Below are 17,307 nucleotides of genomic sequence, written 5' to 3'. Positions count from 1 at the left end.
CGGGAGAAGAGACGACGATGCGATTCCATCTGATCGACCGGATCGAGACCTGCGCGCCCCGTGAGCACATCACCGCGCGCAAGGTCACCTCCGCCGGGGAGACCTACTGGCAGGACACCGGCGCCGGACCCGCGCTGCCCTTCGGGCTGGCCCTGGAGGCCCTGTGCCAGTCCGCCACCTGGCTGATCATGCTCTCCACCGACCACCAGCGGCGCGCCGCGCTGCTGGCGGTCGGCGAGGCCACCGCGCACCGCCCGGTGCGCCCCGGCGAGGTGCTGCGCATGCACGCCACCGTCGAGTCGATGACCGAGGAGGCCGCCCTGCTGGACGGCACCGTCACCGTGGACGGCGAGAACGTCCTGGAGGCGAGCGGCATCCTGTGCGCGCTCATCGACGCCGAACGCCTCGACGACCCGGCCGCCACCCGGCGCATGGCGCACCAGCTGCAGGGCGGGGGGCCGGTGGGTTGACTTCGCCCCTTCCTGAAGGGAGGGGATTCTTACGGCTCGCGCCGTGAGGGTTTCTGCTTCGTTGCCGACTGCCCGTCCGGAGTACTCCGTTGAGGTCTTACGCCAGCTCCACAGACTGTCACCGCCAGCCCGGCGGCCAGAAGGTTGTGCGCCGCGTTCACGTCGCGGTCGTGGGTCACGCCGCAGTCGCACGTCCAGGTGCGGACGTGCAGCGGCATCTTGTCCTGCAGGGTGTTGCAGGAGGAGCACAGCCTGGAGGAGGGGAACCACCGGTCCACGGCGATCACTTCGCGCCCGTACCAGGCGGTCTTGTACTCCAGCATGCTCCGGAACTCGCTCCACGCCGCGTCGCTGATGGAGCGGGCGAGCCGGTGGTTTCTGACCATGTTGCGCACGGTCAGGTCCTCGATCACGATCGTTTGGTTTTCACGAACGAGCCGAGTGGTCAGCTTGTGCAGCGTGTCGCGGCGCCGGTCAGCGATCCGGGCATGGATCTTCGCGACCTTCAGCCGGGCCTTCCTGCGGTTGGCGCCGTCGCCCCCGGCCTTGCGGGCAAGTTTGCGCTGGGCCTTGGCGAGGCGGGTGCGGTCACGGCGCTCGTGCCGGGGGTTGGCGATCTTCTCTCCGGTGGAGAGGGTCAGCAGGTGGTCCAGTCCGACATCGACACCGACAGCCTGACCGGTGGCCGGGAGCGGCTTGACGGACGGGTCGTCGCACAGCAGGGAGACGAACCAGCGGCCCGCGCTGTCCTGCGAGACCGTCACGGTGGACGGGGCCATGTCCTCGGGCAGTGGCCTCGACCACACGATGTCCAGCGGTTCGGTCATCTTCGCCAGTGTCAGTTTCCCGTCGCGGAAGCGGAATGCGCTGGAGGTGTACTCCGCACTCCTGCGCGACGTCTTGCGCGACTTGAAACGCGGGTACTTCGCCCGCTTGCCGAAGAAATGGGTGAACGCCGTCTGCAGGTGCCGCAGCGCCTGCTGGAGGGGGACCGAGGACACCTCGTTCAGGTAAGCCAGATCCTCGGTCTTCTTCCACGCCGTCAGCATCGCGGAGGTGGCGTTGTAGTTGACCCGCTCCTGCCGCGCCCACGCCTCGGTACGGGCGGCGAGCGCCATGTTGTAGACCTTCCGCACACACCCGAACGTGCGCGACAGCTCCGCTGCCTGCGCATCCGTCGGACAGAAGCGGTACTTGAACGCCCGCTTCACGTGAGTGCTCACAACTCACAAACTATCGCATCAACTCGTGACTATCCGCGGGAAGTTGGCCGCGAAGGACGATCCGCCCTGACGGCGAATCGTCCTTCCCTGCCCTGCTCCGCAGGAGTCCGTCTCCGCTCTGAAGGGCGGAGCATCCACGGAGGGATCAGATGACCCGAGTAGCCATCACCGGCGTCGGCGCCGTCACCCCGCTGGGCAACGACGCCGCCGCCACCTGGCAGGGCCTGGCCGCCGGCCGCAGCGGCGTCGGGCCGCTGACCACCTTCGACGCGGCCGGCTTCCCGGTGCGGATCGCCGCCCAGGTCAAGGACTTCGACCCGGCCGCGGCGATCCCGGCCCGCATCGGGCGCAAACACCTCTCCCGGGTGGGCCTGTTCGGTGTCGCGGCCGCCTGGGAGGCGCTGCGCTCCGCGCGGGCCGAGGACCTGGGGGAGGAGGTGTACGACTTCGGCGAGCGCGGGGTGGCGATGGGCGCGAGCGTCGGCCGCCCCGAGCTGCAGGCCCTCCTGGACGTCGGCCACCTGCGTGCCACCACCGGCCGCGCGGACGCGTTCTTGTGCCACCCGCCGGCCGTCACCCTCACCGACGACCAGAACGTGCCGCTCAGCGCGATGGCCCGGATGATGTCCGCGACCGGGCCGATGATCGGGATCTCCACCGCCTGCTCCGGCTCCGGGCACGCCATTGGGGAGGCCTACCGCGCCATCCAGGAGGGCGACGCCCGCCTGATGGTCGCCGGCGGCTACGACTCCCTGACCACTTGGCTCGACCTGCTCGGCTTCAGCCTGCTGGGCGCGCTGACCGACCGTCACAACGACGATCCCGAGCACGCCTCGCGGCCCTTCGACGCCGACCGCTCCGGCTTCGTGATCGGCGAGGGCGCCGTCGCCGTCGTCCTGGAAGACCTCGACGCCGCCCGCGAGCGCGGCGCGCCCGTCCTGGGCGAGGTCCTCGGCTACGGCTCCACCCTCAACGCCTGGCGCATCACCGACTCCCCGCCGGACGGCTCCGGCGCCGTCCAGGCCATGGAGGCGGCGATCGGCGAATCCGGGCTGGGCACCGCCGGCATCGACTACGTCGTCGCGCACGGCACCAGCACCCACGGCAACGACCAGTCCGAGACGGTCGCCATCAAGAAGGTCTTCGCCGACGACGCCCGCCGTCTGGTGGTCAGCGCCCCCAAGTCGATGGCCGGCCACCTCACCTCCGCCAGCCTGGGCCTGGGCGTGCTGGCCGCGCTCGGCGCGATCCGCCACTCCCTGGTCCCGCCCACCGTCAACCTCGAGCGGCCCGACCGCGGCCTGGACCTCGACTACGTACCGCACACCGCCCGCCCGATGCCGGTGGCGGCGGCCCTGATCAACGCGTTCGCGTTCGGCGGCAGCAACACCAGCCTCGTCGTCGGCGCCCCGCGGGAGGACACATGACCACCACCGTCCCCGCCGCGGGACCCACCCCCACCCCTGTCTCCGGCGTGGGCTCCACGACCGTCACGGCCGCCGCGGTGCCCGGCGGCGGGCTGGGCGGGTTCGACCGGCTGCTGGAGGCCGTCGTCGGCGAGCGGGCGGCGGCCGTGCGCAACGTGCCCGCCACCCTGACCTGCTTCACCGACCACTTCCCGCGCCACCCCGTGCTGCCCGGCGTGCTGCTGCTGGAGAGCATGGCCGCGCTCGCCCGTAGGGCCGCGGGCCCCGGCACCTGGCGCCTGGCCGCCGTGCGCGGCGTGCGCTTCACGCACTTCGTCGGCCCCGGCGACCAGGTCCACCTCAGCGTCGAGGTGACCGCTCACGGCCCGCACCGCACCGAGTGCCGGGCCACCGCCCGGGCCGGCGGCCGGGTGGTCGCCACCGCCCGCGTCCTGGCCCTGGTCAGCGACGAGACGACCCGGGAGGGCACAGCATGAGCGAGCAGCGCCGCCGCGTGATGGTCACCGGCATCGGCCTGATGACCGCGATCGGCCAGAGCGCCGCCGAGACCTGGCACAGCCTGCTGGAGGGCCGCTGCGGCATCGGACCGCTGCGCGCCTACGACCCCGCCCCGCTGCGCACCGGCATCGGCGCCGAGATCCCCTCCTTCACCCCCGCCCAGTGGGCCTCCCGCCGCACCCTGCGCATGCTGTGCCGCGGCGACCAGCTCGCCCTGGCCGGCGCCACCCTCGCCCTGCAAGACGCGGGCCTGGACGACGGGAGCGACCTGGGCCACCGCACGGGCCTGTTCCTGGGCAGCAACAAGGAAATGCCCCGCATGGACGAGCTCATCGCCCAGCTGCAGGCCGTCCGCGCCGACGACGGCACCCCCGACCTGCACCGGCTGGGGCAGAGCGCCTCCTCGGTGATCGCCCCGCTGTTCTTCGTCGAGGGACTGCAGCCCGCCGCCGCCTTCCACATCTCCGAGAAGTACGGCATCCGCGGCGCCAACGCCTACTTCGCCGGCACCGCCGACTCCGGCGCGATGGCGATCGGCCGGGGCATGCGCACCGTACGCCGCGGCGAGGCCGACCTCGTGCTCGCGGGCGGCTACGACGACGCCACCGGCTGGTGGGCGATGTCCAAGATGGACGGCCTGGGCGTCCTGAGCACCCGCACCGACCTGGGCGCCGAGGCCTTCAGGCCCTTCGACCGCGACCGCTCCGGCTCGGTCTTCGGCGAGGGCGCCGCCCTCCTGGTCCTGGAGGAACGCGAACACGCCCTGGCCCGCGGCGCCCGCTGCTACGCCGAGATCACCGGCTTCGGCGCCGGCAACGACTGCGTCCGCCCGCCCAGCCCCCAGCCCCGCGCCCGCGGCCTGGCCCGTGCCATCGGCCGCGCCCTCACCGATGCCGCACGGCCCTTCCCCGACGGCAGCTACATCGCCGCGCACGGCTGCGCCACCCTGCAGGGCGACGCCAGCGAGACCGTCGCCCTGCACGACGCCCTCGGCACGGCCGCCAAGTCCGCCCAGATCAGCAGCGTCAAACCGCAGACCGGACACCTCGTCGGCGGCGCCGGCGCACTGAACGCGGCCGTCGCCGCCCTCGCCCTGGACAGCGGCACCGTGCCCGCCACCCTCAACCTGCACCACCCCGCCGCCGAGTGCGACCTCGACTACGTCCCCCTCACCCCCCGCCACACCCGGCCCGACAGCGCCCTGGCCCTGGCCCGCGGCCTGGAGGGCCAGGCCGTCGCCCTCGCCCTGGGACGGACCTCATGACCGGCATACCCGCAACACCCGCCCTATCCGAAAGGAGTGCGGCCATGACCGACGTCCACGACCGCGCCGTACGGCCGGACACCGCGGCCCGGCCCCGGACCGTGGTGGTCTGCGGTGTCGGCGCCGTGACCGCCCAGGGCGAGGGCGCCGCCGCGCTGTGGGAGGGCATCCGGGCCGGGCATTCGGCCATCGGCCCGGTCACCGGCATGCCGATGGACGGCTACGGCACGGCCATCGGCGGCGAAGTGCCCCCCCTGCCCCGGCCCGCCTACGACTACCTGGCCGCCTTCGGCGGCAGCGAGCGGGAACCGGCCGCCGACTTCGCGCTGACCGCCGCCGCCGAAGCCCTCCATCAGGCGGGCCTCGCGGGCCTGCCCGCCGAACGCTGGGGGGTGGCGTTCGGCTCCTGCAACGGCGGCCTGCGCAGCGCCGAGAAACTCGCCCGCCGCAGCCGCGAGGGCACCACCCTGCCCGATGACGCCCTGCACTACCTGCTGGTCCCGCCGCAGGCCATCGCCGAGGCACTCAGCGCCGCCTTCGCCCTCAAGGGGCCCGCCCTGTCCGTCAACACCGCCTGCGCCTCGGGCGCGCACGCCATCGCGCACGCCGCCGAGGCGATCGCCGCGGGCCGCGCGGACGCGATGCTCGCCGGCGGCAGCGACGCCTTCACCGAGACCGCGTTCGCCGGCTTCACCAGCCTCCAGTCACTGTCCGCCAAACCCGCCGCCCCCTACTCCAAGGACCGCGACGGGCTGTCCCTGGGCGAGGGCGCGGGCATGCTGGTGCTGGCCGAGGAGTCGGTGGCCCGCGCCGCGGGCGCCCCCGTCCTGGCGGAGGTCCTCGGCTACGGCCTGTCCGCCGACGGCTACCACGCCACCGCCCCGCACCCCGAGGGCGAGGGCGCCGCCCGCGCCATCCGCGGCGCCCTGAAGGCCGCCGGCATCACCCCGGGGGACGTCGGCTACATCAACGGCCACGGCACCGGCACCCCCAAGAACGACTCCGCCGAGTCCAACGCGGTGCGCGCCGCGTTCGGCGAGGCCGCCCAGAAGACCGCCCTGAGCAGCTCCAAGTCGATGATCGGCCACCTGCTGGGCGCGGCCGGCGCGGTCGAGGCCATCGTCACCGTCAAGGCCCTGGTCGAACAGATCGCCCCGCCGACCGCCAACTTCACCGGCACCGACCCCAAGTGCGGCCTGGACGCGGTCCCCGACACCGGCCGCGAACTGGCCATGAACGCCGCCCTGTCCAACAACTTCGCCTTCGCCGGCGCGAATGCCTGCGTCGCCTTCGGCTGGCCCTCGGGACGGCGCTTCACCGTCCCCGCCCCGCCCGCCGCCGAGAAGGTCGTCATCACCGGGGGCGCCGCCCTGACCCCCGCCGGCGACGGCCTGAAGGCGCTGTGGGAGGCCTGGCGGCAGGGGCGGCGGCTGGGCACCGACGAGGACGGCCTGCGCGTGGCCCGCGCCGTCTTCGACCCCGCCGCCCACATCGGCGCCCGCGACCGGCGCCGCATGGACCGCCTCTCCCAGCTCGCCGTCGCCGCCTGCCGCGCCGCCCTCGCCCACGCCGGGCTGAAGGCCGACGAGCACACCGGGGTCGTCCTGGGCACCGGACTGGGCCCGATGCGCAGCATCGAGGACTTCCTGCTGCCGGTGCTGGGCGGCTGCCCCGCCCACGGCAGCCCCGCCGTCTTCCCCAACACCGTCTTCAACGCCGCCGCCGGCCAGGTCGCCATGCACGTCGGCGCCAAGGGCCCCACCTCCACCGTCACCACCGGACACGCCGCCGGCGCCTCCGCCCTGACCGTCGCCCACGACCTGCTGCTGCAGCACCGCGCCGAGGCGGTGCTGTGCCCGGCGGTCGAGGACCTCTCCCCGGGCGTGCTGGCCGCCTACCGCCAACTGCCGCTGTTCGGCGACGCCGGCTACACCCTGGCCGAGGCCGGCATCGCCCTCGTCCTGGAACGCGAATCCAGCGCCCGCGCCCGCGGCGCCCGCATCCTGGCCGAGTTCGCCGGCCATGGCGCCGCCGGCGACGCGGCCGGCATCGGCCGCTGGAATGCCCAGGGCGAGGGCGTCGAGCGCGCCATGCGCGCCGCCCTCACCCACGCCGGCCTCACCCCCGGCGAGCTGACCGGCATCTGGGCCAACGCCGCCGGCCTCACCCGCGCCGATGCCCCCGAGGCCCTTGCCACCGGCCGGCTGGCCGCCGAGGCCCGCTGCCCGGTGCACACCCCCAAACAGACCCTGGGCGAACCGGTCGGCGCGGGCGCCCAAATGGCCGCCCTCCTCGCCCTCACCGCCTGGACCACCCCGGAAAGCGGGGCGGCGGCGGGGCCGGTGCTCATCAACAGCTCCTCGCTCGGCGGCACCCACATCAGCCTCGTCCTGCGTCCCGCAACGGAGAACTGACCATGCCCCACACCACCGCCCCGCCCGCCGGACCCCCCGCACGCCATGTCTCGGTCCTGGCCACCGGCGCCCACCTGCCGGGCGAGGCCCTCGACAACGACACCCTGGCCCGCTTCTGCGGCCCGCTGCCCGCCGACGTCCTGGACGGCATCCAGGTCCAGCGCCGGCACTGGATGGTCGACCCGGCCACCGGCGCCCACACCACCAGCACCTCGCAGATGGCCACCGCCGCCGCCCGCCAGGCCCTGGAGCGGGCCGGCGTGGAGGCGGGCGAGATCGACCTGATCGTCCTGTCCACCGCCAGCCCCGACTACCTCCTGCCCGTCGCCGCCACCTACGTCCAGCAGCAGCTCGGCCTGGAGAACTGCGCGGTCATCGAGGTCCGCGCCGGCTGCGTGGGCGCCGTCCAGGCCCACGACATCGCCCGCCGCCTGCTCGCCGACGGCACCTACACCACCGCCCTGGTCATCGGCGCCGAGGCCGTCTCCCCGCTGCTGGCCCCCGTCTTTTTGGGCCGCGACCCCGAACGCGTACGGATGCGCGACCGGCTGACCGTCTACACCTTCGGCGACGGCGCCGGCGCCCTGGTGCTGCGCGCCGGCGAGGAGGGCTCCGCCCACGGCCGCCCGCGCCCCGTCTTCGCCACCCGCTCCCTGGGCGGCGCCCGCAAACCCGGCATGCTCATCGTCGGCGGCGGCACCGACGCCCCCCTCGCCGAACAGCAGCGCCGCCCCCGCCTGATGGACATCCGCCTCGACATCCCCGGCACCGCCCAGTTCGGCCCCCGCGTCTTCGTCGAGGGCATCCACGACCTGCTCACCCGCTCCCGCCTGGCCCTGGCCGACCTCGACGCGTGCGTGCTGCCCGAGGGCAACGCCGAGTACTTCGCGAGCGAGTACGCCGCCGCCGGGCTCTCGCCCGCCGACCAGGCCACCCTGAGCAAGACCATCGTGGAGAACCTCACCGACGTCGGCGCCACCGGCTCCGCCGCCGTCCCCCTCGCCCTCGACGCCGGCTGGCGCGAGGGCCGCATCCGCCCCGGCGACACGGTCCTGCTGCTGGCCATCGAGGCCAGCCGCTACCTGTACGCGGGCCTCACCCTCACCTGGGACGCCCCCTTCCCCGGCCACTGACCGCCCCGCGCCCCCCGCCCGGCCACTGACCGCCCCGGGCACCCGCCCGCCGCCCCTGTGACCCTGCGCCCCCGCACCCGCGGGGACGCCGACACCGAAGGACGAGAGGACGAGAGAACGTGTCGATACACGAGACGGAGCGCACCGCCCGCAGCGTGGAGGAACGCAACAAGCAGACCATCCGCCGGGTCTTCGACGCCTTCGTCAACCAGGGCGACTTCTCCGTCGTCGACGAGATCTACAGCCCCCACATGATCGACCACCAGCCGCTGCCCGGCGCCCCCGAAGGCCTCGAAGGCGTCCGCTACACCATCGCCGGCCTGCGCGAGGGCTTCCCCGACCTGCACGTGACCATCGAGGACATGAGCGCCCACGGCGACCACGTCGTCATCCACAACACCTGGCGCGGCACCCACCTCGGCGACTTCCTCGGCGCGCCGCCCACCGGACAGGCCATCGAGTTCACCGGCGTCGTGGTGTGGCGGCTGCTGGCCGACGGCCTGATCGCCGAACGCTGGGGCATCGGCGTGGAGTCCAACATGCTGGCCGTCCTCGGCCTGCGCCGGCTCGCCCCCGCCGCCCGCAACGGCGCCCGCACCGCGGCCCGCCGCACCGTCACGAGCGCCGGCGCCCTGCTGCCGCTGCCGCCCGGCGCCGCCGGCGCCTGGCACGCCCTCCAGACCGAGCTCGCCGGAGCGCGGCTGCGCGCCTACGAGGCCTCCCGGCGCCGCGCGGGCATCCTCCAGGAGTCCTTCGCCCTCCAGATGCTGGGCGGCCAGGACGTGCTGGTCCACCGGATCGAGGCCCGCGACCCGCAGGGCGCCGCCCGCCGCCTCGCGGCCTCCGCCGACCCCTTCGACGCCTGGCTGCGCCAGGAAGCGGCCGCGGTGCTGGGCACCGACCCGTGGACCCACCTGGCCGCCAGCGCCGCCCCGGCGGGCCACACCTGGATCTCCGTCACCAGCGAACTGACCACCGCCGGCTGACCACCGACTGATCACCGTCCGAGCACCGGGGGACCGCCGTCCGAGCACCGGGGGACCGCCGTCCGAGCACCGGGGGACCGGCACCCCACCACTTCTCTAGCAAAGACACCGACACTGTCACTGCTAGACGGCCACTGCTGGACAGCCACCGCTAGACGACAACCGCCCCGTGCACGGCTCAGGAAGGAACCGATGATGCGGCAACGAAAACTCGGCAGCCAGGGGCTGGAGGTCTCCGAGCAGGGACTCGGCTGCATGGGCATGACCTTCGCCTACGGGCCCGCCGACGACCAGGAAGCCCTGCGCACCGCGCACCGCGCCCTGGAACTGGGCGTGAACCTCCTGGACACCGCGGACTTCTACGGCCCGCACAGCAACGAGGAGTTCGTCGCCCGCGTCATCGCCGGCCGCCGCGACAGCATCACCGTCTCCTCCAAGGTCGGCAACGAGGTCACCGCCGACGGCACCATCACCGGCCGCCTCAACGGCCGCCCCGACTACATCCGCACCTCCATCGACGCCACCCTGCGCCGGCTGGGCACCGACCGCCTCGACCTGTACTACCTGCACCGCGTCGACCCCGCCGTCCCCGTCGAGGAATCCACCGGCGCACTCGCCGACCTCGTCACCGCCGGCAAGGTCCGCCACCTCGGCATCTGCGAGGCGTCCGCCGCCACCATCCGCCGCGCCCACGCCGTGCACCCGCTCACCGCCGTACAGACCGAGTACTCCCTGTCCACCCGCGACGTCGAGGCCAACGGCGTCCTTGCGGCCGTCCGCGAGCTGGGCATCGGCTTCGTCGGCTACAGCCCGCTGGGCCGCGGCCTGCTCACCGGAGCCATCCGCAGCCTCGACGCCCTCGCCGCACACGACTTCCGCCGTGTCGTGCCCCGCTTCCAGCAGGGCAACCTCGAGACGAACCTGCACGTCGTGGAGCGGCTGCAGGCGCTGGCCGCCGCCAAGAACATCACCGCCGGACAGCTCGCGCTGGCCTGGGTGCTCGCCCAGGGCGACGACGTCGTCGCCATCCCCGGCACCAAACGCGTCACCTACCTGGAGGAGAACCTCGCCGCCTGTGCCGTCGAGCTGAGCGCGGCCGACCTCGCCGCCCTCGACGAGATCGCCCCCCACGGCTCCACGGCGGGCGACCGCTACCCCGTCGGTGCCATGGCCACCCTCGACGGCTGACCCCCGACCCCGGCCCGCGGGCCTTCGAAGGCGAAGTGAGTGCGATAACCATGGCGAACATCACGATCATCGGCGGCGGACTGGCCGGCCTGACCGCGGCGATCTCCGCCGCCGAACAGGGCGCCCGCGTCACCGTCCACGAGGCCCACTCCCACACCGGCGGCCGCGCCCGCTCGGCCGCCGGCCCCTACGTCACCAACGACGGGCCGCACACCTTCTTCGACAACGGCGACGCCTGGCACTGGCTGCTGCAGCGCGGACTGGCCGGCCGCTACGTGCGGCTGTCCTTCCACGAGTGGACCCGGATGCGCTTCCGCCACCAGGGCCGGCTGCGGATGACCCTGCCGTCCGGCTACATGAAGATGACCTGGCGCCACCGCGGCATCGAGGTCCCCGTCGACCGCTCCTTCCAGGACTGGGCCAGCGAACGCTTCGCCCAGCAGACCGTGAACGAGGCCCTCGGCTTCCTCGGCCCGATCCTCTTCGACGGCGACCCCGGACGGCTGTCGGCGGCCTTCGTGTGGGAGCGGCTGCTGCGCGTGGGCACCCCCCGCTTCCCGCTGCCCAGCCGCTACTTCATCGGCGGCTGGGGCGCGCTGATCGCCCGCATGGAACGCGTCGCCCGCGCCCGCGGCGTGGTCATCGAGACCGGCTCACGGCTGAGCGAACTGCCCGCCGGCGGACCGGTGATCGTGGCGACCTCGCTGGCCTCCGCGCGCAGCCTGCTCGGCGACCCCGGCCTCGAGTGGCCCAGCGGCACCGCCGCCCTGCTGGACATGGCCGTCACCCACTCCAAGAAGGACGGCAACGTCTCCTTCGACATGGACGAGGGCGGCTTCACCTCCCAGTACTCCGACCACGACCCCTCCCTCGCCCCGCAGGGCCAGGCCCTGTTCCAGGGACAGATGCCGCTGCGGCCCGGCGAGTCGAAGGCCGACGCCCTGGCCCGGCTGGAGAAACTCTTCGACCTGACCACCCCCGGCTGGCGCACCCGCCTGCTGTGGCGCCGCGAAGGCGTCTCCCGCGGCCGCACCGGCGCCCTGGACCTGCCCGGCCTCAGCTGGCGGGACCGGCCCGCCGTCGACCGCGGGGACGGCGTGTTCCTGGCCGGCGACAGCGTCGCCGCCCCCGGCATCCTCGCCGAGACCTCCATCAACAGCGCCCTGCGGGCCGCCCGGCTCGCCGTCAACGCCCGCCCGGCGGCACACCGCTCCGCGGCGCTCGGGCGTTGAGCCCCCCTTCGCGTCCCACCCCACCCTGTCCCTGTTAGGGAGCGCAGCACACATGAGAATCACCCTGTCCGAGCGCGGCACCCCGGACTGGCAGACCGCCGCGGACCTGGCCCGGCTGGTGTTCGCCAAGCAGTACCAGGCGAGCATCTCGCCCGACCCGGACGGCTTCCTCGCCTTCTTCGAGACCGCCGCCGACGGCCAGGAGGAAGTCCTCGCCTGCGCGGGCCTGTCCTTCCCCGAGGAAGAGAGCATCCTGCTCGAGCGCTACCTCGACGCCCCCGTCGAAGACGTCATCACCCGGGCCGTGGGCGCCCCCGTCAAACGCTCCCAGGTCCTGCAGATCGGCTCCATCGCCTCGGTACGGCCCGCCGCCGGCGCCGAGATCATCAAGGCGATCCCGCTGATCATGGCCTGCCTGGGCCGCCCGTACGCGGTGATGACCATGACCGGCCGGCTCGCCGCCCTCATGCAGCGCCTGGGCTGCGTCTTCCACCCCCTCGCCGACGCCAGCGCGGAACGCCTGCCCGAAGGCGAACGGGCCGCCTGGGGCTCCTACTACGACACCCGGCCCGTCGTCGGCTACGCCGAGGCCGCCGAGCAGTCCACCCTGCTGCTGGCCGCCATCGGCCGCTACTGCTTCACCTCGGTCGACATGCGGCTGCTGAGCAACCGCCCGCAGCAGGGGGTGCTCACCCGTGCCGCCTGACACCCCCACCCGTCTTTCTCTTGCCCAGGGGCTCCTGGAGCGGGCCGGCAGCGACGCCGTCATGGTCCGCGTGCTGGCCGCCGACGGCTCGGCGCCCGCCGCCTGGAGCTACCGCGACCTGACCGGCGCCGCCCTCGCCCTGGCCGCCAGGCTTCAGGAACAGGCCCAGGCGCTGGGCCGGCCGGCCCGGGTGGGACTGCTCGCGGAGAACTCGCCCGAATGGGTCGTGGCCGACCTGGCCGCCCTGTTCGCCGGCGCCGTCGAGATCCCCGTCCCGACCGCCTTCACCGCCCAGCAGGCCGCCTCCCTCCTGCACAGCGCCGACCTGTGCCTCACCGACGCCGCGGGCGAAGCCGCCCTGGCCCGCTGGCACGCCGACACCCCCCAGCCCGTCCTGCCCGACGGCTGCCCCGCCCTGGCCCTCGACCTGCCCGCCCTGGCCCGTGCACCCCGCCCCGCCGCGCCCCCGCAGATCCCCGCACACGACCAGATCGTCAAGGTCATCCACACCTCCGGCACCACCTCCGCCCCCAAAGGCGTCCAGATCCGCCGGCACGGCCTGGACGAACTCCTCACCTCACTGCGCGCCCGCACCCGCCCGGAGATCTTCGAGCGCTATCTGTCCATCGTTCCGCTCAGCCTCCTCATCGAGCAGGTCGCCGGCCTCTACATGCCCTTCCTGGCAGGCGGTTCGGTGTCCTTCCTGCCGCCGGGCACCGCCCTGGTCGGCACCGCCGCCGACGCCGCCCCCCGCATGCTCACCCTGCTGCGGCAGGCCCGCCCCACCGCCCTGGTCGTGCCGCCCACCGTCGCCGGCCTCTTCCTTACCCTGTGCGACCAGCAGCCCGCCGAGAGCGTCGCCGAGCGCCACCGGCGGATCTTCGGACACGACGGGCCGGTCTTCATCGCCTGCGGCGGCGCCCCCGTCCCCCCGGAGATCCTCCAGCGCCTCGACGCCCACGGGCTGACCGTCCACGAGGGCTACGGGCTGAGCGAGAACTCCTCCGTGGTGTCCTGGAACTTCCCCGGCGCCGTCCGCTTCGGCACCGTCGGCCGCCCCCTGGACCACGTGCACGCCGAACTCGCCGAGGACGGCGAACTCCTCATCCGCAGCACCTCCCTGTTCGCCGGCTACACCCGCGAGGACCCCTCCAGCGTCGTCGTCGACGACCAGGGCCGCCTGCACACCGGCGACCTCGCCGAGATCGACGCCGACGGCTATCTGCGGATCACCGGACGCAAGAAGAGCCTCGTCATCACCGCGGGCGGCCGCAACGTGGCCCCCGAATGGGTCGAGGCCCGCTACCGCGAACTCGGCTTCGTCCGCGAGGCCGCCGTCGTCGCCGACGGCCTCGACCAGGTCCACGGCCTGTTCGTCATCGACGCCGGCCTCGACCCCGCCACGGCCCGCCGCGAGATCACCGACTTCGGCCGGCACAAACTCTCCGGCATCGAACGCGCCGCCGTCGTCCACCTCATGTCCGAGGACGACCCCGCCTACGCCACCTGCTTCACCGTCACCGGACGCCCCCGCCGCGACGTCGTGCGCGCGCACGTCCTCGACCAGCCCCCACCCCCACCCCCGCCGCGGCCCCTGAGACCAAGGAGAAAGCATGAGCACGGCTGTGAAGACCACCCCCTACGGCACCGGCAGCGGCCTGCTGGTCGAACCCGCAGGCCCCGGCGGCCTCGACGGCATCGACCCCAAGGAACTGCGCGACCTGCTCTCCCAGGCCGGCTTCCTGCTGCTGCGCGGCTTCGGCGCGGACATGGACGCCTTCACCGCCCTGGTGCAGCACACCTCCACCTCCACCACCCTCGACCCCGCCCGCGACTTCTACTCCGAGGTCGCCCAGAAGGTCGACGCCGGCTTCGACGAGGTGGGCCTGCACACCGAGAACGGCAACAGCCCCTTCCGCTCCCACCTCGCCTGGTTCTTCTGCGAGAAGGCCGCCTCCTCCGGCTCCCAGACCACCGTCTGCGACGGCTACCGCGTCTGGGACGCCCTCAGCCCCCAGGCCCGCACCGCGTTCGCGGCCCAGGACATCGTCTACAGCCGCTACGTCGCCGAGCCGCAGTGGCGGGCGATGGCCCACCACCTGCTGGGCCGCACCAAGCCCGCCCACGAGATCGGCGTCGAAGAACTCCTCGCGCTGGCCAGCCAGTTGCCGGGCACCGAGATCGTGCCGCAGGACGACGGCGGGGTGCGCTACTCCTTCACCACCCCCGCGGCCGGCACCACCGTGTTCGGGCCGCGCCCCTCCTTCGCCAACAGCATCCTGGGCCCCTCCTTCAACTACGAGAAGCCCACCATCACCTTCGCCGACGGCACCGCCCTGTCCCCGCAGCTGCTGGCCGAGGTCGAAGAGGTGACCGCCCGCCTCACCGAGAACCTGGACTGGCAGGACGGCGACGCCGCCGTCATCGACAACACCCGCGTCATGCACGGCCGGCGCGCCATCACCGACCCCCACCGCACCATCTACAACGCCCTCAGCTACATCGAGGCACCCGCCGCCTGACCGGGCCGCCCCCCTTGCCCCCCGGCGCAAGAAGCAGCAGCAGGAGGAGGGGCAAGAGGGGGGCGGGAGGCAGATCCATCCGAGAGGGAGCCATGACCACCGACCACACCGCCGCCCCCCGCGCGACGGACACCACACCCGCCGGCGCCGCAGCGGATCCCCGCCGCTGGCGCCTGCTCGTCTTCGTCGCCCTCGCCCAGTTCATGGTGCTCCTCGACACCACCGTGGTGAACCTCGCCCTGCCCGCCATCCAGACCGACCTCAAGGCCGGCGCCACCGCCGTCGAATGGGTGCTGACCGCCTACATCCTGTGCTTCGGCGGCCTCATGCTGCTCGGCGGCCGCACCGCCGACCGCTGGGGCAGGCGGCGCACCTTCCTGCTCGGCGCCCTGCTGTTCACCGCCGCCTCCCTGCTGTGCGGACTCGCCCAGGGCGCCGGCCTGCTGATCGCCGCCCGCGCCCTGCAGGGCTGCGGCGCCGCCTTCCTCTCACCGGCCGCGATGTCCCTGGTCACCACCACCTTCCCCAAGGGCCGCGAACGCACCACCGCGCTCGCCGTGTGGGCCGCACTGGCCGGCCTCGGCGGCACCCTCGGCGTCATCGCCGGCGGCCTGATCACCGACAGCCTCAGCTGGCGCTGGATCTTCTACATCAACCTGCCCTTCGGGATCGTCGCCGTCGCCGGCGTCCTGCTGCTGTCCCGGGGCCGCCCCGAGACCCGTATCCGCGGCTCGCGCCCCGACATCGCCGGCGCCGTCACCGTCACCGCGGGCCTGGCCGCCCTCGTCTACGCCATCGTCAACATCCAGGACCACGGCGCCGCCTCCACGCCCTACGTGCTGGCCCCGGCCGCCGCCTCCCTCGCCCTGCTGGCCGCGTTCGTCCTGGTCGAACGCCGCACCCCCGACCCGCTGATGCCGCTGCACCTGTTCGCCACCCGCTCCCTGGCCACCGCCGGCCTGGGCCGCGTCCTGACCAGCGGCGTGCAGGCGTCCGTGCTCTTCCTGTGCAGCTACTACCTGCAGCGCACCCTGGGCTACTCCACCCTCAGGTCCGGATTCGCGTTCCTGCCGCTGGGCGTCGTCGCCATCCTCGTCACCGCCCCCGCCACCCGCATCATGCACAAGGCCGGCCCCCGCCCCGTCTACCTCGCCGGCGCCGCCGGCTCCGTCCTCGGCCTGATCCTGCTCACCCAGGTCCCGCAGAACGGCACCTACCTGCTGCACCTGCTGCCCGCCCTGCTCATCCTCGGCGCGTCCATGCAGTGCTGCGGCATCCCCGTCAACGTGCACGGCGTCTCCGACATCCCCGCCCGCCAGCAGGGCATCGCCTCCGGCGTCCTGGTCGCCGCCTTCCAGGTCGGCGCCTCCCTCGGCGTGGCCACCGTCGCCACCAGCGCCCTGACCCGCACCACCCACGAACTCACCCACCACACCACCCCCGCCCTGGCCTGGCTGGACGGCCTCCACCTCGGCTTCTGGATCGCCACCGGCATCGGCGTCCTCAACCTGCTCACCGCCTACTTCGGACTGCCCCGCCACCAGCGCGCCCCCGCCCCGGCCGGCCCCCGCACCGCCTGACCACCCCCCAACCCCCCAACCCACACGGAGAGGCCCATGGCACGCCCCGGAGACACCCTCCACCTCGGCAAGGACAAGCTCACCTTCCTGACCACCGCCGCCGAAACCGACGGCGCCTTCGTCGAAGTCGAAGTCGAATACGCCCCCGCCGTCATCAAACCGCCCCAGCACTACCACCCCCGCCAGACCGAACACATGCGCCTCCAAAGCGGCCGCCTGAGCCTCCAGCTCGACGGCGTCCTGCACGAGTACGAACAAGGCGCCGACTTCTACATCCCGCCGGGCGCCGTCCACTCCATGTGGAACCCCGGCCCCGAACCCACCCGCGTCATCTGGCGCACCACCCCCGCCTACCGGACCGAAACCGTCTTCGAGACCCTCTGGGGCCTGACCAACGAAGGCCGGCTGCGCCCCGATGGCACCCCCCGCCTGCAGATGCCGCTGCTCGCCCTCGCCTTCCGCGACGAGTACCGCGTCGTCACCGGCCGCCCCTACCCCCTCGACACGGCCCTGTGCCTGCTGCTCTCCCCGCTCTCCCTGGCCTGCGGCTACCGCCCCACCTACCGCCCGCCCCAGAACACCGCGACCCTCCAGCCCACCGCCTGAACACAACGCCGCAGGCCCGGAGTTCGAGCCAGACACCAGGGCGCAGCGAGCCGTGCGC

At 73.6% G+C, this 17,307-nt stretch carries 14 protein-coding genes and 1 pseudogene; 14 read left to right on the top strand and 1 reads right to left on the bottom strand.

Features of this window, described 5'->3' with window-relative positions; all coding sequences use genetic code 11:
- Positions 1-17: 17 nt before the first annotated feature.
- Positions 18-470, top strand: coding sequence for a 3-hydroxylacyl-ACP dehydratase (locus OG798_RS01465; protein ID WP_328755960.1), 453 nt, complete (start codon positions 18-20; stop codon positions 468-470).
- A gap of 29 nt (positions 471-499) precedes the next feature.
- Here OG798_RS01465 and OG798_RS01460 read toward each other — a convergent pair whose 3' ends face one another.
- Positions 500-1,693 (bottom strand): RNA-guided endonuclease InsQ/TnpB family protein, encoded by a 1,194-nt coding sequence (locus OG798_RS01460; RefSeq protein WP_328755958.1) that lies wholly within the window; start codon positions 1,691-1,693, stop codon positions 500-502.
- Positions 1,694-1,842: 149 nt separating this feature from the next.
- Here OG798_RS01460 and OG798_RS01455 point away from each other — a divergent pair, with 149 nt between their 5' ends.
- From OG798_RS01455 to OG798_RS01395, 13 genes and pseudogenes are all read left to right on the top strand, one after another.
- The gene (locus OG798_RS01455; RefSeq protein WP_121413253.1) at positions 1,843-3,120 is read left to right on the top strand and encodes a beta-ketoacyl-[acyl-carrier-protein] synthase family protein; all 1,278 of its coding nucleotides are present in this window, start codon (positions 1,843-1,845) and stop codon (positions 3,118-3,120) included.
- A complete protein-coding gene (locus OG798_RS01450) occupies positions 3,117-3,596 on the top strand; it encodes a 3-hydroxyacyl-ACP dehydratase FabZ family protein (RefSeq protein ID WP_328755956.1) in 480 nt (159 codons plus the stop codon). The genes OG798_RS01455 and OG798_RS01450 overlap by 4 nt, the downstream gene beginning before the upstream one ends.
- Positions 3,593-4,882 (top strand): beta-ketoacyl-[acyl-carrier-protein] synthase family protein, encoded by a 1,290-nt coding sequence (locus OG798_RS01445; RefSeq protein ID WP_267059998.1) that lies wholly within the window; start codon positions 3,593-3,595, stop codon positions 4,880-4,882. Before OG798_RS01450 ends, OG798_RS01445 begins: the two co-directional genes overlap by 4 nt.
- 44 nt (positions 4,883-4,926) lie before the next feature.
- On the top strand, positions 4,927-7,296 hold the full coding sequence (locus OG798_RS01440) for a beta-ketoacyl-[acyl-carrier-protein] synthase family protein (protein ID WP_097228329.1): 2,370 nt from the start codon (positions 4,927-4,929) through the stop codon (positions 7,294-7,296).
- 2 nt (positions 7,297-7,298) lie between these two features.
- Positions 7,299-8,429: a 3-oxoacyl-ACP synthase III family protein gene (locus OG798_RS01435; protein ID WP_095849919.1), complete on the top strand. Its 1,131-nt coding sequence runs from the start codon at positions 7,299-7,301 to the stop codon at positions 8,427-8,429.
- Positions 8,430-8,548: 119 nt separating this feature from the next.
- On the top strand, positions 8,549-9,415 hold the full coding sequence (locus OG798_RS01430; protein WP_328755954.1) for an ester cyclase: 867 nt from the start codon (positions 8,549-8,551) through the stop codon (positions 9,413-9,415).
- Positions 9,416-9,610: 195 nt separating this feature from the next.
- Positions 9,611-10,603, top strand: coding sequence for an aldo/keto reductase (locus OG798_RS01425; RefSeq protein WP_267063701.1), 993 nt, complete (start codon positions 9,611-9,613; stop codon positions 10,601-10,603).
- Between the two features lie 35 nt (positions 10,604-10,638).
- Complete coding sequence (locus OG798_RS01420; protein ID WP_443053688.1) at positions 10,639-11,835, top strand: FAD-dependent oxidoreductase; 1,197 nt, start codon at positions 10,639-10,641, stop codon at positions 11,833-11,835.
- Between the two features lie 52 nt (positions 11,836-11,887).
- Entirely contained in the window at positions 11,888-12,541 is a 654-nt protein-coding gene (locus OG798_RS01415; RefSeq protein ID WP_054229514.1) for a thermostable hemolysin, read from the top strand.
- A 61-nt stretch (positions 12,542-12,602) separates the two neighbouring features.
- Positions 12,603-13,616, top strand: a pseudogene (locus OG798_RS01410) (AMP-binding protein); the annotation flags it as partial.
- Between the two features lie 538 nt (positions 13,617-14,154).
- Complete coding sequence (locus OG798_RS01405; protein ID WP_328759951.1) at positions 14,155-15,063, top strand: TauD/TfdA family dioxygenase; 909 nt, start codon at positions 14,155-14,157, stop codon at positions 15,061-15,063.
- A 92-nt stretch (positions 15,064-15,155) separates the two neighbouring features.
- Complete coding sequence (locus tag OG798_RS01400) at positions 15,156-16,643, top strand: MFS transporter (RefSeq protein ID WP_121413247.1); 1,488 nt, start codon at positions 15,156-15,158, stop codon at positions 16,641-16,643.
- Between the two features lie 36 nt (positions 16,644-16,679).
- Positions 16,680-17,249, top strand: a complete 570-nt coding sequence (locus OG798_RS01395; RefSeq protein WP_054231421.1) for a cupin domain-containing protein — start codon at positions 16,680-16,682, stop codon at positions 17,247-17,249.
- The last annotated feature ends 58 nt before the right edge of the window (positions 17,250-17,307 follow it).

The organism is Streptomyces sp. NBC_00271 (assembly GCF_036178845.1).
Classification (GTDB): Bacteria; Actinomycetota; Actinomycetes; order Streptomycetales; family Streptomycetaceae; genus Streptomyces.
The sequence above is the reverse complement of the archived record's forward strand: the minus strand, read 5'-3'. Positions and strand labels throughout refer to the sequence as shown.

Coding starts and splice junctions, on each gene's coding strand:
- OG798_RS01405 (WP_328759951.1), top strand. CDS start 14,155: ATGAGCACGGCTGTGAAGACCACCCCCTACGGCACCGGCAGCGGCCTG.
- OG798_RS01445 (WP_267059998.1), top strand. CDS start 3,593: ATGAGCGAGCAGCGCCGCCGCGTGATGGTCACCGGCATCGGCCTGATG.
- OG798_RS01400 (WP_121413247.1), top strand. CDS start 15,156: ATGACCACCGACCACACCGCCGCCCCCCGCGCGACGGACACCACACCC.
- OG798_RS01425 (WP_267063701.1), top strand. CDS start 9,611: ATGCGGCAACGAAAACTCGGCAGCCAGGGGCTGGAGGTCTCCGAGCAG.
- OG798_RS01450 (WP_328755956.1), top strand. CDS start 3,117: ATGACCACCACCGTCCCCGCCGCGGGACCCACCCCCACCCCTGTCTCC.
- OG798_RS01465 (WP_328755960.1), top strand. CDS start 18: ATGCGATTCCATCTGATCGACCGGATCGAGACCTGCGCGCCCCGTGAG.
- OG798_RS01455 (WP_121413253.1), top strand. CDS start 1,843: ATGACCCGAGTAGCCATCACCGGCGTCGGCGCCGTCACCCCGCTGGGC.
- OG798_RS01440 (WP_097228329.1), top strand. CDS start 4,927: ATGACCGACGTCCACGACCGCGCCGTACGGCCGGACACCGCGGCCCGG.
- OG798_RS01435 (WP_095849919.1), top strand. CDS start 7,299: ATGCCCCACACCACCGCCCCGCCCGCCGGACCCCCCGCACGCCATGTC.
- OG798_RS01395 (WP_054231421.1), top strand. CDS start 16,680: ATGGCACGCCCCGGAGACACCCTCCACCTCGGCAAGGACAAGCTCACC.
- OG798_RS01415 (WP_054229514.1), top strand. CDS start 11,888: ATGAGAATCACCCTGTCCGAGCGCGGCACCCCGGACTGGCAGACCGCC.